The following is a 17513-nucleotide window of genomic DNA, read 5'->3' as shown; positions in this document are numbered from 1 at the left end:
TGCCCGGCGCAGCAGCGGGATCATGCCTCCTGGGCGACCGAAGCGACGAGGTTCCGAACGGTGATCACGGCCGCGGGCACCGATTCCGCCACTTGTTCGGTGAGTCCCCACCGGTACGAGCAGTCCGCGGGTTCGCAGCCGACCACGAGAACCCTGCCCAGCGGAACGCCGAGTCCTCGGCAGCAGGTGAGGACCGAGTCCGGGTTCATGCCGTGGGCGTCCATCCCGGGCGAGGGGTCGATCGCGGCGAGGTCGGGCTCGATCACCGAGACGGTCCCGGGCACCTCGCCCCGTGCGACCGCGTCGACGAGGACCAGCACGTCGTACCCGTTCATGAGTTCGTACGCGAGATGCACTCCCCGGATGCCGAAGTCCTCGACCCGCGCGCCCGCGGGAGGATCGCCGGCCAGCCGGTCGGCGACGGCGACGCCGAAGCCGTCGTCGCCGAGGAAGACGTTGCCCACGCCTGCGACGAGGATCTTCATTCCGGGCTCTCCGGGTACCGGAGCGTGCCGTGCATCTTCAGCAGGGACTCCGCGGTGAGCTGTTCGGCCCGGTCGACGACGGCCGCCGCTCTGGGGTCGGTCTGCCGGGCCTCCCGCTTCTCCTCCTCGGTGAGGGTCAGGGTGCGCAGGGTCAGGATCTCGTCGATCTCCGTCGCGTCGAAGGAGTCTCCTGCGCTCTGCGGTGCGATGGCCGGGTGGTCGTAGAGGATGATCGGCGCGGACAACATGACGTCGCACTGGCCCGGTTCCCCGACCAGCACCGGCCAGGTGTGCTCGTTGCGGCACGCCTGCGTGGCCTCGCGAGCTGCCTCGGGCGGATCGACGAGTGAGAGGAAATGTCCACCGCGCAGCGCAAGAACCACATGCGTCGAGACCAGCGAGCGCCGCAGCATCTCCTCGCGGGAGGCGGGTTCGTATCGGGTGCGGTTCTCAACGACCACGGTGAGCCGGTTGAAACCTCCTGCGACTGCGGTCAGGTCGATTCCGATCGCCCCGGACAGCGGAAGCCAGCGCGAACGATCGTCCGCCCCGCCGGGAATCCCGAACAGGATTTCCCTTCCTTGCTGGAGAGAATCGAGCTCGACGGTCGCGTCGACCTCGCGCAGTTCGCCTTCGTCCCAGCTCGGTTCGTCCCGACGAGTGCGCAGTTGCAGGCACCGCACCAGAACGTCCAGCTTTGCACCGGGATCCGCGACGCACAGACATTCGGTGCGCGCGAACGACGGCTCAGCTTCCTCGTCCTTCGGGGCGAGAACGCCGAACTGCCAGCGCATCCGGTTCTTCAACGCCGAAGCCCGGTACGGGTAGAGCAAATACCCTTCGAGCAGAACGGCATCGGCCACCGCACGTGCGTTGTCCACGGTCATGACCACTCCGTCCGTTGGCAGCACGGACTTGGAGTGTCGGCCAGATTTCGCCGCCCGGCACCTCAGCGCGCTCCGGTCGGTTGTGATGGCCGGGCGCGTGGCAATCCCTCGGCAGTCGGGCAGGCTGGACCAAGCACTGCCGCTACCCGAACGGATCCCCGCCCGAACGTGGTCCGCCGATGAGCCGAGAAATCACCGCCGAATCTCGGCCTCGATGACGTGGCACAGCGCGGAGGCGATGGGCGCGGAACCGGTGTAGGCGAGCCCCGCCTGCTCGAACAGGTCCGCGAACTGCGACTCGTGGCGCTCGCCGCCGCCGAACCTGACGAACATGTCGAGATCATTGAGCGCCTGCCACGAGGACGAGTGCTCGTCGGAATCGAGAAGCATGTCCAGGGCGATGACGCGGGCTCCCGGACGTCCCGCCTCGGCGCACTGGGAGAGGATGCGCACGCAGGTGTCGTCGTCCCAGTTGTGCAGCACGAAGGACAGCAGGTACGCGTCGGCGCCGGTCGGCATCGCGATGCGTGCGTCACCCGCCACGATCTCGCAGCGATCCGCGAGCGGCCCGCTGCGCAGTTCCGGCACGGCGGCCTCCAACGTTTCCGGCAGGTCGAACAGCACTCCCCGAACACCGGGGTGGGCGACGAGGATGTCCCGAAGAAGGTAACCGCGGCCTCCGCCGACGTCGACAATTCTGCTCACCCCGCGGAGATCGAGGTGCTTGAGCAGTTCAGGTGTCTCCTCCAGAACCGCGCCCAGGCCATCGTGGAATTCCGAGAGCCGTTCCGGTCTGGTGGCCAGGTAGGCGTAGAAGTCGACGCCGTGCGTCGTGGCGAAGGGGCTCTTGCCCGTGCGCACGCCGTCGGCGAGATTCCCCCACGCCTCCCACAGCTTCTCGTCGGTGACCACGTCGTTGAGCAAGCAGCCCTTGGCGGTGGACATGAGCTCCCGGGAAACCGGGTTGTGCTGGTATCGGCCATCGCCCGCGTACTGGATGAATCCGCAGGCGCTCATCGCCGTCAGCAGCCGCGCCAGGGTGCCGGGGTCGGTGTCGGTGCGGCGGGCGATCTCGGCCACCGGCAACGGCTCGTCCGCCACCGCGTCGGGCACCCCCAGCTGCAACGCCGCTCGCAGCAGGTACGTGGACAGCAGGTGCTCCATCACATCGTCGGCGACCTGAACTGATGGGTCCGCACTCATGGCAATACCTCCGAAAATCATTCCGATTCAGGCGCGGTGTTCGAACAGAGCAGAATTTCTCCCTATCGGGGTAACGAATTCGTGTTCGGGCTTACCCTCGATCAGGCAGTGTTTCGAAGCGGCGCTTTCGAAATTTCCCGCCAATACTAAGGTTTCCCCTGCTGGCTGTCGCGTGTCCCCACCCTGAGGAGAGTTTCGATGGCGGTTCCGCACGTGGGCGATGGACTCGCCCCCGCCTCCCTCGCGGGGATTCCGACCTGGCATTTCCCGATGCTCAACGACGGGGAGCGGAATGCGTGCTACGAACGGGCGATTCGCGCCGCCGTGCGGCCGGGTGACCTGGTGCTTGACATCGGCGCGGGCAGCGGTCTGCTCGCGATGATCGCGGCCTCCTGCGGCGCGCGGCAGGTCGTTTCGTGCGAGGTGGTTCCGCAGATCGCGGACGTGGCGCGCGAGATCGTCCGCGCCAACGGGTGCGACGACGTGGTGACGATCGTGAACAAGCGCTCCACCGATCTCGTCGTGGGCGAGGACCTCCCGGCGAGAGCCGATGTGGTCGTCACCGAGACGGTGGATTTCGGGCTTCTCGGCGAGGGAATCCTCCCCGCGATGCGCCACGCCCGGACGTGTCTCGCGGGTCCGGACGCGAGCATCATTCCTTTTGGTGCGACGCTCATCGGTGCGCCGGTGGAGAGCGCCGCCCTGTGCGGCCTGAACCACGTCACGACCGCGTGCGGTTACGACGTGAGCCTCTTCAACGAGTTCGCGCAGCCCGGTTACATCGAGGCCAGGCTGGCAGAGCACGTGCACCGGCTGATCGCCGAGCCGCGGCCGCTGGCCTCGTTCGACTTCGGCTCGGACCCGCTCACCGCGGATGTGCGGACGACGGAGTTCACCGCGGAGACCAGCGGGCGGTGCGACGGAGTCGTGTTCTGGTTCGAACTGGCCCTCGACACCAGAACGGGTCTCAGCAACAGCCCGGAACGGCACGACTCCCACTGGCCCCAGTCGTTCTTCCGGTTCGCCGAACCGCTCGCGGTCGAGCTGGGCACCCGCGTGGCGGTCGCCGCTTCCTGGTCCGACCACTCGATCGCCTTCGAGCCGGTGGCTGCCCCGCAGCGGTCGACGGCAGGAGACGCCACGTGAGCGCACTCGCCGGTGCGGTGCGGGAATGGCGCGACGTCGTGGGTGATTCGCACGTGAGCACCGATCCGTCCGTGCTCGCCGCGATGGGAACGACAACCTACGCCACCGAGCAGGCGGTCACCGCGGTCGTTCACCCGGGTTCACGCGACGAGGTCCGGGAGTGCCTGCGCATCGCCGCTCGCCACCACGTCCCGGTGTACCCGGTCAGCACCGGCAAGAACTGGGGCTACGGCTCGACGGTCCCACCCCGGGACGGCTGCGCGCTCCTCGGTCTCGGCCGGCTCAACCGGATCGTCGACTTCGACGAGGACCTGGCCTACGTGACCGTCGAGCCGGGCGTCACCCAAGCCGATCTGCACGCGTTCCTGCGCTCCCGCCGCTCGCGGCTGCGTCCGAGCGTCACGGGCAGCAGCCCGGATTCCAGCCTGGTGGGCAACGTGGTCGAACGAGGGCTCGGGGAAGGGCTCTACGGCGACCGGTTCTCCCACGTCTGCGGGATGGAGGTCGTCATCCCCACCGGCGAAGTGCTCCGGATGGGTTTCACCCGCTACGCCGGCGCCCGGACGGGGCCGCTGCACCGCTGGGGCGTGGGGCCGTGGCTGGACGGCCTGTTCACCCAGTCCAACCTCGGTGTGGTCACGCGGATGACGCTCTGGTTGGCGCCTCGGGCGCGGAACTTCCTGAGCTTCCGGTTCGCCGCCGCCGAGACCGATCTGGGCGCGCTTGCCGACGCGGTGCGTGAGCTGCGGTTGGCCGGAGTGCTCGGCAGTGGGTTCGTCATCGCCAACGACGTCCGCGCTCTTTCCGGGCACCAGCAGTACCCGCGGGATCTGTGCGGAAACCAAACCCCGTTGCCCGAATCCGCGCGTCGCAAGCTTCGCGAGCACTGGGGCCTGTCCGCCTGGAACGGCGAAGGATCACTGCACGCGGTCGACGCGGCACATGGCCGCGCGCTGCGCGAGGTGGTCAGCCGATTCCTGGGGCCGCACACCGAATCCCTGTCGTTCGAGGCGGGCGAGCGGGACACGATCCAGTGCGGCGTACCCGTTGAAGACCACCTCGCCATGGCTTACTGGCGCAAACCCGCGCCGCGCCCCGAACGCGATCTCGATCCGGACCGCGACCGGTGCGGGCTGATCTGGATCACCCCGGTCGTGCCGATGACCGGTCGCGACGTCGTGGCGGCCGTGGCCACGATCGAGCGCACCAGCACCGAGTTCGGCTTCGAACCCAACATCGGCCTGAACCTGGTCTCCGAGCGCACCGCCACCGTCACCACTGCGCTGGTCTACGACCGGGACGAACCCGGGCAGGACGACCGGGCACGCGCCTGCCACCGGCGGATGAGCTCCCAGCTCGTCGCGCAGGGCTACCCGCCGTACCGGTACACCGCCCACTCGGCTCCCGAGCTGACCGCCACCGACGACTCCGCGTCGGTCATCGCACGGCTGAAGTCCGCGGTCGATCCCATCGGAGTGCTGGCACCCGGCCGCTACGAGCTCTTGTCGCCGAACGAGTACGCGTCGCATCCAACCCGGTAGGAGGTTCCATGCTCAACAGTTTCGACGAGTGGTCGCCGCTCAAGGAGGTCATCGTCGGTTCCGGGCTCAACCACGGCAGCCACGAGATGGAGCTGTCGTTCAAGCTCTTCTTCCACGACGAGGCGTACGCGGCCTTCTACTACCCGACGTACCAGGTGGCGAAGGAGAAGGAGGCGAACAACGGCTCGCGCCGGCTCAAGCAGCGCTACGTCGAGGAACTGACCGAGGACGTCGAGGAGTTCGTGGCGGCGCTGACCGGTCTGGGTGTGAAGGTGCGGCGCCCGCTTCCGCTGTCGCGGCCCGCCACCTTCAACACGCCGTACTGGAGCGGAACCTGCCTGCCCGCGCTCAACGTCCGCGACCAGGCGATCGTGTTCGGCGACGAACTCATCGAGACGCCCCCGCAGGTGCGCACCCGGTACTTCGAGAACGACCTGCTCAAGCCGGTGTTCTACGACTACTTCCACGCCGGGGCGCGGTGGACGACGATGCCGCGGCCGGTGATGACCGACCGGTCCTTCGACACCTCCTACGTCTCGGGGCAGAACACCCCGGCGCTGCAGGAGATCGCGGAGCCCGCGGAGTCCGAGTTCGACGTGGGCCACGAGATGATGTTCGACGCCGCGCAGTGCATCCGGTTCGGCCGCGACGTCCTGGTCAACGTCGCCACCCGCAACCACGCGCTCGGCGTCGAGTGGCTGCGCCGCCACCTCGGCGACCGGTTCCGCTTCCACGTGCTGGAGCGCTTCGCCGACAACCACATCGACAGCCTCGTCCTGCCGCTGCGCCCGGGCACGCTGCTGCTGCGCCACCCGGGGCTGGTCGACCACCTGCCGGAGAAGCTGCGGTCCTGGGACCGGATCTACCCGCCGGAGCCGAACGAGAACATCTTCCCGACCTACGAGGACGACGACCTCGTGCTCACCAGCAAGTACATCGACCTCAACGTGCTGTCGGTGGACGAGGAAACCGTCATCGCGAACTCGCTGTTCCCGGAACTGGTCAAGACCCTGGAGAAGCAGGGGTTCACGGTCGTCCCGGTCCGCCACCGGCATCGGCGGCTGTTCGGCGGCGGCTTCCACTGCTTCACCCTCGACACCGTCCGGGAGGGGTCGGTCCCCGAAAGCTACTTCGACTGACCGGGAGAGCTGCCCATGAGCCTCGACGACCAGTTCACCTTCCCGTTCGGCGACTACGAAGCCGACCTCTCGCCGGTGTGCGAGCGGCTCGTCAGGGAGGAGCCGGTGGTGCGCGTGCGCCGCCCCGACGGCGACACGGCCTGGCTGGTGACCGGCTACGAAGAGGCCAAGCAAGCCCTCAGCGACCCGCGGCTGAACCTGCTGGAGGTGAGCACCCCGGGGAGCAGGAGGCTGGAGTCCACCGAGGTGGGCCCGTTCGAGGTCGATCTCATGGAGGTGGTGCAGGGCACCTCCCTGCGCAAGCGCATCGCCCAGTCATTGACGCCCAAGGCCGCGGAGACCTACGAGCGCCGCTTGGAACCCAGGATCGCGGACCTGATTGACGCTCTCGTCGCCGCGGGGCCTCCGGCGGAACTGCTGCACGGCCTCTACGCGCCGATCACGGCGGAGTTCGTGTCGGAGTGGCTCGGCGTCGACCCGGCCGATGCGCGAAGACTCCACGACCAGGCCCACGTGGCGATCAACTTCGACACGCACTCGGATGACGAGCTCGACTCGGTGTTCGCGACGGCCGACGCGTTCTTCCAGGACCTGATCGCATCGAAGAGAAGCACTCCGGACGGCCGGCTCTTCAGCGATCTCGTCGCGGACAACGACGCCGAGGGTTCGTTCAGCGACGAGGAGATGGCCAAGCTGGGTTTCTCCTTGCTGACCAACGGTTACGACACGCCGTTGAACGCTGTCGTGCTCCTGACGATCCGGTTGTTCGCCGAGCCGTCCGCGTTCGGTCATCTGCGGCAGAACCCCGACGAACTCCCGGACGTGCTGGAGGAGATGATGCGGCGCACTCCGCTGGGCCCCAGCGGGGTCACGGTCCAGCGGGTCGCGACCGAAGACGTGGTGCTGCACGAGAAGCTGATCCGGCCCGGCGAGCTGGTGCTCATCGCGACCGATGTGGCCAACCGCGATCCCCGGGTGTTCGCACCGTCCTGCCCGGCCAGGAACCCGGACCAGGCCCAGCTCTGGTTCGGCCACGGCCGTCTTTCCTGCCCGGGACGCGCGATCGCGCGGATGTTGCTGGAGATGGTCCTGCACCACCTGCTCCGGCGGATACCGGCGATCGAACCCGCCAAACCGCTCGACTCGCTGCCATGGCGCCGCGGACTGCTGCTCCGAGGAGTAGGCGAGCTTCCCGTGACCTGGTGACTCCACTTAGGACAGGAGAACGACATGACCGAACCCGACCGCGTGGAACTGTTCCTCACCCTGGACTCCTGCGACACCGGGATGGACGAGCACCGCTACCAGGAGTCCGACGAACTCACCGGCAGCGCGCTGGACCTCTTCGGCGAGGGGCCGGAACCGGCATTGCGCCTGGAGTTCGCCGAGGACAGCCAGGTGATCTGGCAGCGGCGCGGAGAACAGCCGCAGAAGGCCCGCTACACCTCCGCGGAGCTGCGCCCGGACCTCTACTTCATCGACTGGCTCCTGCCCGACGACTCGCGGTCCTCCGCGTCGATCATCCTGGACCGGAAGGAAGGCAACGCCACCGCGCTGTGGCACAGCCTTCCCGAACCGGCCCGCGCCAAGCCCAACCTCTACGAGCGCATCGTGGAGACCGGCGACCTCAGCGCCGCACGGGTTCACCAGGAGCATCTGGGAGTGGGCGGTCCCCGCAGCCGCCCTGAACCGCCGTTCACCAGGGACCTGATCGGCAAACGCCTGCTGTGCGACTACGGAACCGACGTCTACGAGCACATCTACCTCAACGAGTGGCTGTACTGCTGGCACTGCATCAGCGGCGTGGGCGGCGGAGCGGCCGAAGTGGACGAATGCAGCTACCACCTGATGGCTGAGAACCTGTACTTGCTGATATGGCGCGAGAAACTGGCGCCGGCCGTCGGCATCGTGCTGCTCGACCTGGACCGGATGCGTTCGACAGGCAAGCTGCACTACCAGAAGCTCACCCGGCACGAGTCGTTCGTCAACTGCGTGGTCGGCGCCCGCCTGGAACTGCTCAACGAGACCCGCTACCCGGCGCCCCGGAGCACGTGATGCTGTTCGACCCGTTCTCCGAGGAGTTCATCGCGGATCCGTTCCCGGCTTACCGGGCACTGCGCGAGCAAGGCCCGGTCTGCTACCACGAACCGACCGGCACCTGGCTCGTCGGCCGCTACGAGGACGTCAAGCGATTGTTGCGCGACCACCGGCTCGTAGCAGCGCACCGCGGCGGGTCGCTCTCGGCGCCGGGCGCGCCACCTGGCCTCCAAGAATCCCTGGATCAGCTGCTGGCCGGATGCCCCACGGTACGGCCGGAGCAGGCGGACCGGTCCATGAAGCTGGTCCGGCACGCGTTCTCGGCTCCGCAGGTCGCAGCACTGCGCTCGCGTTGGGAACGAGTGGCCGAGGAACTCGTGGACGGACTCGTGCGAGCCGGCGGGGGCGATTTGATGGCGGGTGTGACCCGTCCGTTGGCGCTGACCGTCATGTCCGACCTGATCGGTGTACCCCGGGACGATCGCGAGCGCGTTGGGCGGTGGGCATCCCTGATCACGGCCTGCTTCGGAATCGGTCCGCAGGTCGACACCGCACTCGCGGTGAGCACGTCCGCCGAGTTCACCGACTACATGCTGGAACTGGTCGCACACCGACGCACGGCTCCCGAGAACGACCTGCTCAGCGCTCTCGCCGACGCCGAGCGCGGCGGAGGACTTCCGGACCAGGAGATCGCCTCCGCCGCGGCCATGTTGCTCGTGTTCAGCGTGACCTGCCCGAATCTGTCGAACGCGATCGGTTTCCTGACCCTGCACCGGCATCCGGACCAGTGGGCGCTGCTCCGGCGGAAGCCCGAGCTGATGCCCACCGCCGTCCAGGAACTGCTGCGGTTCGACGCCTCGGTCCACAAGTTCGACCGCACCGCGCGGGAGGACATCGCCGTCGGCGACGCGCGGATCGCGCGCGGTGCTCAGGTCGGCATCCTGTTCGCCTCCGCGAACCACGATCCCGCGCGGTTCACCGAACCCGACCGACTCGACATCAACCGCAGTCCCAATCCTCACCTGGCGTTCGGAGCCGGGCGCCACCACTGCCCCGGCGCGCACCTGGCGTCCGTGCAGATGTCAGCCGTGTACTCCGCCCTCATCCGCAAAGCTCCGAACTGCCGCGTGATCGCCGAACCGCAGTGGGACGACGCGGCAGGCATTCGCGGCCCGCGGGAGCTGTCAGTGGCCGCCTGAGGTCGGAGCACCGCATCTGCCGGTGTGCCGGGAGAAACTCGCGCCTGTCTGGAACTGCTCAACGAGATCCGCTATCCGTCCCCCCTGGAGCACGTGATGCTGTTCGACCCGCTTTCCGAGGAGTTCGTCGCCGATCCGTTCCCGGCGTACCGGGAACTGCGCGAGCAGTACCCGGTCTGCTACCACGAGCCGACCGACCAGTGGCTCATCTCCCGCTACGACGACGTCAAGGCGGTGCTGACCGACCGCCGGATCGTGCACACCTACCGCCACTGCGCGACCGACGAGGAGATGGGGCGAACGCCCCCTCCGGAGTGGCAGGCGCCGTTGTGGCGGGTCGTCTACGGGAGCCTCGCGGCCGAACCGCCGGTCCACGACCGGATCCGGCGCCAGCTCAATCCCGCGTTCCAGGCGCGCAGAACCGACCGGTTGCGCGCGCGGAGCGCGGAACTGGCGGACCAGCTCGTGGACCGGTTCGTCCGCGACGGCGAGGGCGACCTGATGGCTCAGGTCACCGAGCCGCTGGCGCTGACCGTGATCGGCGAGATCATCGGGATTCCGGCGGCCGACCGGAGGATGGTTCGGGCGTGGGCGAAGGACCCCATCGACGTCGCGTCACCGAAGACGACCGACGACGACCTCGCGCGTGCCGTGAACTCGGCGAGCGAGCTCGAGCGCTACCTGCTGGACCTGGTGGACTGGCGCCGGAACCGCCCCGCCGAGCCCGATCTCCTCGGCTCGCTGCTGGAGGCCGAGGCCGCCGGGAAGATGGAGGCGGTGGAGATCGCGCACAGCGTGGCCATGCTCGCCATGGGCGGCGTGGATTCGGTGCACAGGTCGAACGCGGTGAGCTGCGTCAGCCTGCACCGCCACCCCGACCAGTGGGAACTGCTCCGCGACGATCCGGGTCTGCTGCCGAACGCGGTGCGGGAGCTGATCCGCTACGACACGTCGGTGCACAGCTTCGAGCGCTACGCCCTGGAGGACTTCCCGCTGCGCGGCAGGAACATCCCCAAAGGCGCGCAGTTGGCGGTCCTGTTCGTCTCCGCCAACCGGGATCCGGCCAACTTCGACGATCCCGATCGCCTGGACATCACCCGCGAGCCGAGCGCGAACCTGGCTTTCGGGGCCGGACTGCACTACTGCCTCGCGGCACGGCTCGCCGAGGTCCAGATGGCAGCGCTGCACTCGGCCCTGCTCCGCAAGGCGCCGCAGTGGAAACTGCTGAGCGAGCCGCAGTGGGGGCCGACGTTCGAACTCCGAGGCCCGATGTCCCTGCACGTGTCGACCTGATCGACCGCGGCGGACGACAGGGGACGGCTCGATGACCGGACGCCGGGTGGGCGTGCTCGTGGTCCTGTGCCTGAGCATGCTGCTGATGGCGGTGGACATGACGGTCCTGTTCACCGCCCTGCCCACGATCGCGCGCGAGCTCGGGCCCAGTTCCACGCAGTTGCTGTGGATCGTCGACGTCTACGCCCTGGTCTCCGCGCCGCTGCTCATCACGTTCGGCACGCTGGGCGACCGCTTCGGCCGTCGCCGGGTGCTGCTGATCGGTTATGTCGTGTTCGGCGCGGCCTCGGCCCTGGCCGCGTCCGCGGGGCACGTGGTGGTGCTCATCCTGGCGCGCGCCCTGCTCGGGCTCGGCAGCGCGATGATCATGCCGATGACGCTGTCGCTGACCCGGCACACGTTCCCCGACCCGGGGGAGCGGGCCTGGGCGGTCAGCGCGTGGTCCGCCGTCGCGGGATCCGGGATGCTCATCGGTCCGCTGCTCGGCGGGGTGCTCGTCGAGCACTTCGGGTGGAACTCGGTGTTCCTGATCAACGTGCCCGCCATGGCACTCGCCGTGGTGGCCGCCCGGTGGCTCGTACCGGAGTCGCGCAACACCGGCGGAGGTCGGTGGGATCTGCCGAGCGCACTGCTGGTCACCGCCGGGGTCCTGGGGGTCGCCTACGCGATCAAGGAGTCCGGCCACGGTGCTTTGCTCGCGCTGCCGACGCTGGGCTGCGGGGTGATCGGTGCGGTGCTGCTGGTGCTCTTCGTCCGTCGCCAGCGTCGCTTGCGCCACCCGCTGCTCGACCTGGGGCTGTTCGCCGATCCGATGCTCAGGACGGCGGTGATCGCGGTGTTCGTGGCCGCGGCGTCCACCGTGGGCGTTGAGCTGCTGATCACCCAGTACCTCCAGCTGGTGCTGGGGGAGGGGCCGCTGGGAGCGGGACTGCGGATGCTTCCGCTGGCCGGCGCGATGGTCCTCGGCAGCCTGGCCGCCGCCCCGCTGCTGCGGCGTGCGGGCTCGCGGGGCGCGATCACCGCCGGTCTCGCAACCGTCGCGGTTTCCCTGGGGATCCTGGTCCTGCTGTCCGTGCAGGACAGGCCGGTGCTGTTGGCGCTTTCCCTGGCGGGGCAGGGGCTGGGCACCGCGGCGGCCCTCGCGGCCGCGTCGAACGCGATCATGAGCGCGGCGCCGAGCGACCAGGCGGGCCAGGCGGCGTCGATCGACGAAACCGCCATGAACCTCGGCGAGGGTTTCGGAGTGGCGATCCTGGGCACGATCGCAGCCGCGAGCTACACCGGTCTCTTCCCCGCCCTGGCCCAGGTGCCACCGGATACGCGCCACCACGCGGCGCAGTCGTTGCCCGAAGCCGTCCAGGTCGCCGCGACCCTGCCCGAAGCACTCGGCACCACGGTCCTGGACGCCGCGGAGAAAGCCTTCGTCGGCGGTCTGCACACGACGGCCGTGGTGGCCGCGGGACTCCTCGTCCTGACCGCGTTGGCCACGCTGCTCCGCCGGTCGTCGCGTGCGCTCGGCTGGAGGAGCGTGACGGCCGAGCCCGACAACACCGGGCGAGGCGAACCGTAGGGCGTTGGTGGTGACGGCGTCGAGCGCGGTGTGAGCCGTCTCCGGCATATCAGGGCAGCGATCGGATGCCCCAGACCTTTTCGAGCACCTGCGGGGTCAGGACATCACCGGGCGCGCCCGCGGCGGTCAGCTGTCCATCGTGGAGTACCAGGCAGTGGTCCGCGCGCATCGCTTCGGCGAAGTCGTGGGTCACCTGGACCACGGTCGTCCCCAGTGCTTTGGTGTTCTCCAGCGCCTCGGTGATCAAGCGCCGTGCTTCGGCGTCCAGTCCCGCGCCCGGTTCGTCGAGCAGGAGCAGTTCGGACTCCTGGGCCAGCCCCTGCGCCAGCAGGGCGCGCTGGCGCTGGCCGCCGGACAGCGAGCCGAGCCGGCGGGCGGCCAGCGGGAGGAGTTCCAGGCGGGCCATGCACTCTTCGACCACGGCCCGGTCCTGGGCGGTCAGGCGACGCCACGGCCCGCGATGCGCCCACCGGCCCATGGACACGGTGTCGCGGACACTGATCGGCAGGGAATCCGACACCGCACTCCGTTGCGCGACGAACGCGGGAGAGCTGCTGGTCGCGCGTTCGACCGAGCCCGCGGCCGGGCGCAGCACGCCCGCGATCACTCCGAGCAGGGTCGATTTCCCCGAACCGTTCGGACCGACGACGGCCGTCATGCGCCCGCGCGGGAACGTGGCGCTCAGGCCGTGCAGCACCGGTTCGCGGCCGTAGCCGACTGTCAGGTCGCGGATGGTGATCTCCGGTTGGTCGCTCAAGGCACTCCTCGCGCAGTGGTCGGTGTCACCCGAATCTAACTACAGTGATAATCATTTTCACTATAGGGTGTTTCGTCATGGACTGGTTATTCGTCCCGTTTGAGGTGTCCTTCGTGGCGCGGGCGCTGTGGGCCGGGGTGTTGGTCTCGGCGATCTGCGCCCTGGTCGGCACGTGGGTCGTCCTGCGCGGCATGGCTTTCCTCGGCGACGCCATGTCGCACGGCATGCTCCCCGGGGTCGCGCTGGCCTCGCTCCTGGGCGGAAACCTGCTCGTCGGCGCGGCGCTCAGCGCCGGCGCGATGACGCTCGGCGTGACCGCGCTCGGCCGGTCGTCGCGGCTGTCGCAGGACACCGCGATCGGGCTGTTGTTCGTCGGGATGCTGTCGCTGGGCGTGATCATCGTCTCGCATTCGCAGTCCTTCGCGGTCGATCTGACCGGCTTCCTGTTCGGCGACGTCCTGGCAGTGCGGGTGCAGGACCTCGGCTACCTCGCTGTCGCGCTGGTCGTCGCCGCCGTGGTGTCGGTGCTCGGCCACCGGGCGTTCGTCGCGCTCGCCTTCGATCCGCGGAAAGCGCACACGCTCGGCCTGCGGCCCCGCCTCGCGCACGCCTGCCTGCTGGGCCTGGTCACGCTGGCGATCGTCGCGTCGTTCCACGTGGTCGGAACGCTGCTGGTGTTCAGCCTGCTCATCGCGCCGCCTGCCGCGGCTGCCCTCTGGGCGGGCCGGATTCCCGCGATCATGCTCGGCGCAGCGGTGCTCGGCACGGTCGCGACGGTCATCGGGCTGGTCGGCTCGTGGCACTGGGGCACCGCGGCCGGAGCGACGATCTCGGCGGCTGCGGTCGCGCTGTTCTTCCTCTCCGCGCTCGGTGCGGAACTCCGCCACCGCATGCAGCGGATCCCAACCACGTCAGGCGGAACCGAGAGGTGATCGTGAACCGAAGGAAGAAATCCGTCGTCATCGCGGGATGGTCGGTGGCGGCGATGGTCCTGGCGGGGTGCGCGCAAGCGCCGCCCCCACCGGCCGAAGAAGTCCCGCACGGTTACGTGGAAGGTGCCGAGGAGGCCGCCGAAGCGCAGTCGCGCCTGGTCGTCACCGACGCGGATTCCGGCGCCGTGCGCGTGCTGGACCTGATCACCGGTGACGTCACCGAGGCCGGCCACGCGCACGGTGTCGAGGAGATCGCCGGTGACGGGCGATTCGCCTATCTGGCGTCGGGTCCGGAGGTCCGGATCGTCGACAGCGGTTCCTGGATGGTCGATCACGGCGATCACGTGCACTACTACCGCGCTGCCGTCCGCGAGGTCGGCGCGATCGCGGGAACCGGGCCGGTGCGAGCGCACAGCGATCCAGCGGTCGTCGCCGTGTCGTTCGCCGACGGCACGGCCTCCTTGCTGGATCGCGCCAAGCTGGATGCGGGCACTATCACCGAGACCGGCAAGATCCGGGACGTGGCGCGCGGGGCCGCGGTGATGCCCCACGACGGCCACGTCCTCGTGCCGGTCGAGGCGGGTGCGGTGCAGGTTCGGAGCCGGGACGGGGGCCCGGTCACGACCATCGACCAGCCCTGCCCCGGCCCGGCCGGTTCTGCGGTGACCAGGCGGGGTGTCGTTTTCGGTTGCGCCGACGGCGCTCTGCTCGTCAGCTCGAAGGACGGTGTGTTCAGCGGCGAGAAGATCCCGTATCCGCGGCCGGTTTCCGAGCACGAGCGCGCGCGGGAGTTCGACCACCGGCCGGGAAGCGACACGCTTGCGGCGAAGGCGGGGGAGAACGGCGTCTGGTCGCTCGACGTCGCACACCGCGCGTGGACGTTCGTCCCCACCGGGCCGGTGCTGGCAGCCAACGCGGTCGGCGCGGGCGGGCCGGTGCTGGCCCTCACCGCGGACGGCGCTCTGCACGCGTTCGACAGCGAAACGGGCCAGGAGACGGCAGTTGTCCCGCTTTTGAGCAATCCCGGTGCCGCGCCTGCGATCGAGATCGACACCAGCCGCGCGTACGTCAACGACGCGACTGCCGGCGTCGTCCACGAGATCGACTACAACGACAATCTCCGCCGCGCTCGCACCTTCGAACTCGGTGGCCGGATTGCTCACATGGTGGAGACAGGACGATGAGCGGCGCATCGTGGAAGGGCGGCCGACTGCTGGTCGCTTTGGGAATCGCAGCCCTGCTCGCACTCACCGGCTGCACGGCGGCGGACCGTGATCGATCGGGTGTGGTCGTCACGACCAACATCCTCGGTGACATCACGCGGAACATCATCGGTGACCAGGCCGACGTGACGGTGTTGATGAAGCCCGATGCCGACCCGCACTCCTTCGGGATTTCGGCGCAGCAGGCGGCGAGTCTGGAGCAGGCCGGGCTCGTGGTCCACAACGGACTGGGGCTGGAGGAGGGCGTTGCCCGCAACGTCGAGGCGGCGCAGGCGGCCGGGGTTCCGGCCATCGCGGTGGGGGCCGAGGTCGATCCCCTCCGGCACACCGCCGCGGGTGCGGACGGCCAGCTCGACCCGCACTTCTGGACCGACCCCCGGCGGGTGAGCCGGGCGGTCGACGTGATCGCCGAGCAGGTCATCGCCCACGTCGACGGCGTGGACCCGCAGGCCGTGCGTGCCAACGCCGCGCGGTACCGGGCCGAGGTGGACCGGCTCGACGCGGAGATGGGGCAGCAGTTCGCCGCCGTTCCCGCCGAGCGCCGCAAGCTCGTGACGAACCACCACGTGTTCGGATATCTGGCTCAGCGGTACGACTTCCAGGTCGTCGGTGCGGTGATCCCCAGCGGAACGACGCTCGCCTCGCCCAGCGCGTCGGACCTGAAATCCCTCGCGGACACGATCCGCGCGGCCGGTGTGCCCGCGGTCTTCGCGGACTCCTCGCAGCCCGACCGCCTCGCGCAGGTCCTCGCCGACCAGGCCGGACTCCACGTCGCGGTCGTGCCGCTGTTCTCCGAATCGCTGAGCCCGCCGGGGCAGGGGGCCGGCGACTACCTGGAAATGATGCGGTCCAACACCGAGTCGATCGTCCGCGGGCTCGGCCGAGGCTGAACCGCGCATCCGTCCGTCCGAAATGGAATGGTGATGATGAGTACCAGTTCGAGCAAGAAGATCGCGGCCGGGGTCCTGTCCCTGGCGGTCGTGCTGGGGGCCTGCGGCACCACGCAGGCTCCGTCCCAGGCGGACGTAACACCGCCCACGGTGGCTGATCCGATTGCCGTCACCTACGACGGCGGCATCCACGTCCTCGACGGCACGACGCTCAAGGTCGTCAAGGACCTGCCGCTGGAGGGCTTCAACCGCCTCAACCCGGCGGGCGACGGCAGCCACGTCCTGGTCTCCACGGCAACGGGTTTCCGCGTGCTCGACGCGGCGAGCGCGACCCTGACCGACGTCGAGTTCAAGGGCGCCAAGCCCGGCCACGTCGTGCGGCACGCGGGCAGGACCGTGCTCTTCTCCGACGGCACCGGCGAGGTCACCACCTTCGATCCGAAGGCGCTCGGCTCCGGCGTGCCGCCGACCGAGACCTACCGCGCGCCGGAACCGCACCACGGCGTCGCGATCGAGCTGGCCAACGGTGAACTCGTGGTCACGGTCGGCAACGAGGAGGAGCGGACCGGCATCGTGGTGCTCGACGCCGCGCGCAAGGAGATCGCCCGCAACGAGGACTGCCCCGGCGTGCACGGCGAGGCGACCGCGATGGGCGAGGCCGTCGTGATCGGCTGCGAGAACGGGGTGCTGATCTACCGCGGCGGCACCATCGCGAAGGTCGCCAGCCCCACCGAGTACGGCCGGGTCGGCAACCAGGCGGGCTCCGAGGCGTCGCCGATCGTGCTGGGCGACTACAAGAAGGACGAGCACGCCGAGCTGGAGCGCCCCGAGCAGGTCTCGCTCATCGACACCACCAACGGCAGCCTGCGGCTGGTCGACCTCGGCACCAGCTACACCTTCCGCTCCCTGGCCAGGGGACCGCAGGGCGAGGCGTTGGTCCTGGGCACCGACGGGAAGATCCACCAGATCGACCCGGTGACCGCCCAGGTGACGCGGACGATCCCGGTCATGGACCCGTGGCAGGAGCCGCTGGAGTGGCAGCAGCCGCGGCCGGCGATCTTCGTCCGCGGCGGTACCGCCTACGTCACGGACCCGTCGAAGAAGAAGATCCACGCGATCGACCTGGCCTCGGGCAGCATCCGCACCACCGGGGACCTTCCCGGTGTCCCGAACGAACTCAGCGGCGTGCTCTCCTGACCTTCCGCGGCGGT

The 17513-nt window shown here is 69.2% G+C and carries 16 protein-coding genes; 12 read left to right on the top strand and 4 right to left on the bottom strand.

Going from position 1 to position 17513, the window contains the following annotated elements:
- Positions 1-20 precede the first annotated feature (20 nt).
- From ABD691_RS22285 to ABD691_RS22275, 3 genes are all read right to left on the bottom strand, one after another.
- Positions 21-485, bottom strand: coding sequence for a hydrogenase maturation protease (locus ABD691_RS22285; RefSeq protein ID WP_344682735.1), 465 nt, complete (start codon positions 483-485; stop codon positions 21-23).
- Positions 482-1372, bottom strand: a complete 891-nt coding sequence (locus ABD691_RS22280; protein ID WP_344682733.1) for a hypothetical protein — start codon at positions 1370-1372, stop codon at positions 482-484. Before ABD691_RS22280 ends, ABD691_RS22285 begins: the two co-directional genes overlap by 4 nt.
- A gap of 192 nt (positions 1373-1564) precedes the next feature.
- On the bottom strand, positions 1565-2575 hold the full coding sequence (locus ABD691_RS22275; RefSeq protein ID WP_344682732.1) for a methyltransferase: 1011 nt from the start codon (positions 2573-2575) through the stop codon (positions 1565-1567).
- Between the two features lie 198 nt (positions 2576-2773).
- On the opposite strand from ABD691_RS22275, the gene ABD691_RS22270 reads away from it, so the two are divergent.
- From ABD691_RS22270 to ABD691_RS22235, 8 genes are read left to right on the top strand one after another with little or no spacing between them, the layout of a single operon-like run.
- A complete protein-coding gene (locus ABD691_RS22270) occupies positions 2774-3721 on the top strand; it encodes a class I SAM-dependent methyltransferase (protein WP_344682731.1) in 948 nt (315 codons plus the stop codon).
- The gene (locus ABD691_RS22265) at positions 3718-5262 is read left to right on the top strand and encodes an FAD-binding oxidoreductase (protein WP_344682729.1); all 1545 of its coding nucleotides are present in this window, start codon (positions 3718-3720) and stop codon (positions 5260-5262) included. Before ABD691_RS22270 ends, ABD691_RS22265 begins: the two co-directional genes overlap by 4 nt.
- Positions 5263-5270: 8 nt before the next feature.
- Positions 5271-6401 carry a glycine amidinotransferase gene (locus ABD691_RS22260; RefSeq protein WP_344682727.1) on the top strand — a complete coding sequence of 377 codons (1131 nt, stop codon included), beginning with the start codon at positions 5271-5273 and terminating at the stop codon, positions 6399-6401.
- Between the two features lie 15 nt (positions 6402-6416).
- On the top strand, positions 6417-7607 hold the full coding sequence (locus ABD691_RS22255) for a cytochrome P450 (protein ID WP_344682725.1): 1191 nt from the start codon (positions 6417-6419) through the stop codon (positions 7605-7607).
- Positions 7608-7631: 24 nt separating this feature from the next.
- Positions 7632-8456, top strand: a complete 825-nt coding sequence (locus ABD691_RS22250; RefSeq protein ID WP_344682723.1) for a MoaF C-terminal domain-containing protein — start codon at positions 7632-7634, stop codon at positions 8454-8456.
- Positions 8456-9637 (top strand): cytochrome P450, encoded by a 1182-nt coding sequence (locus tag ABD691_RS22245; protein WP_344682722.1) that lies wholly within the window; start codon positions 8456-8458, stop codon positions 9635-9637. Before ABD691_RS22250 ends, ABD691_RS22245 begins: the two co-directional genes overlap by 1 nt.
- Before the next feature lie 24 nt (positions 9638-9661).
- Complete coding sequence (locus ABD691_RS22240) at positions 9662-10930, top strand: cytochrome P450 (protein WP_344682721.1); 1269 nt, start codon at positions 9662-9664, stop codon at positions 10928-10930.
- A gap of 31 nt (positions 10931-10961) precedes the next feature.
- Positions 10962-12500: an MFS transporter gene (locus tag ABD691_RS22235; protein WP_344682720.1), complete on the top strand. Its 1539-nt coding sequence runs from the start codon at positions 10962-10964 to the stop codon at positions 12498-12500.
- A 49-nt stretch (positions 12501-12549) separates the two neighbouring features.
- Here ABD691_RS22235 and aztA read toward each other — a convergent pair whose 3' ends face one another.
- Entirely contained in the window at positions 12550-13257 is a 708-nt protein-coding gene (gene aztA / locus ABD691_RS22230) for a zinc ABC transporter ATP-binding protein AztA (RefSeq protein WP_344682719.1), read from the bottom strand.
- A 77-nt stretch (positions 13258-13334) separates the two neighbouring features.
- Here aztA and aztB point away from each other — a divergent pair, with 77 nt between their 5' ends.
- The 4 genes from aztB to aztD are packed head-to-tail and all read left to right on the top strand — an operon-like array spanning position 13335 to position 17499.
- Complete coding sequence (gene aztB / locus ABD691_RS22225; RefSeq protein WP_344682717.1) at positions 13335-14189, top strand: zinc ABC transporter permease AztB; 855 nt, start codon at positions 13335-13337, stop codon at positions 14187-14189.
- 2 nt (positions 14190-14191) lie between these two features.
- Positions 14192-15373: a hypothetical protein gene (locus ABD691_RS22220; RefSeq protein WP_344682716.1), complete on the top strand. Its 1182-nt coding sequence runs from the start codon at positions 14192-14194 to the stop codon at positions 15371-15373.
- Positions 15370-16302: a zinc ABC transporter substrate-binding protein AztC gene (gene aztC, locus ABD691_RS22215; protein WP_344682715.1), complete on the top strand. Its 933-nt coding sequence runs from the start codon at positions 15370-15372 to the stop codon at positions 16300-16302. The genes ABD691_RS22220 and aztC overlap by 4 nt, the downstream gene beginning before the upstream one ends.
- 33 nt (positions 16303-16335) lie before the next feature.
- A complete protein-coding gene (gene aztD, locus ABD691_RS22210; protein ID WP_344682713.1) occupies positions 16336-17499 on the top strand; it encodes a zinc metallochaperone AztD in 1164 nt (387 codons plus the stop codon).
- Positions 17500-17513: the final 14 nt, after the last annotated feature.

Origin of the sequence: Saccharopolyspora taberi (assembly GCF_039534165.1) — a bacterium.
Taxonomy (GTDB): domain Bacteria; phylum Actinomycetota; class Actinomycetes; order Mycobacteriales; family Pseudonocardiaceae; genus Saccharopolyspora_D; species Saccharopolyspora_D taberi.
Note: the sequence above shows the minus strand (reverse complement) of the source record. Positions and strands in the feature narration are given on the sequence as shown.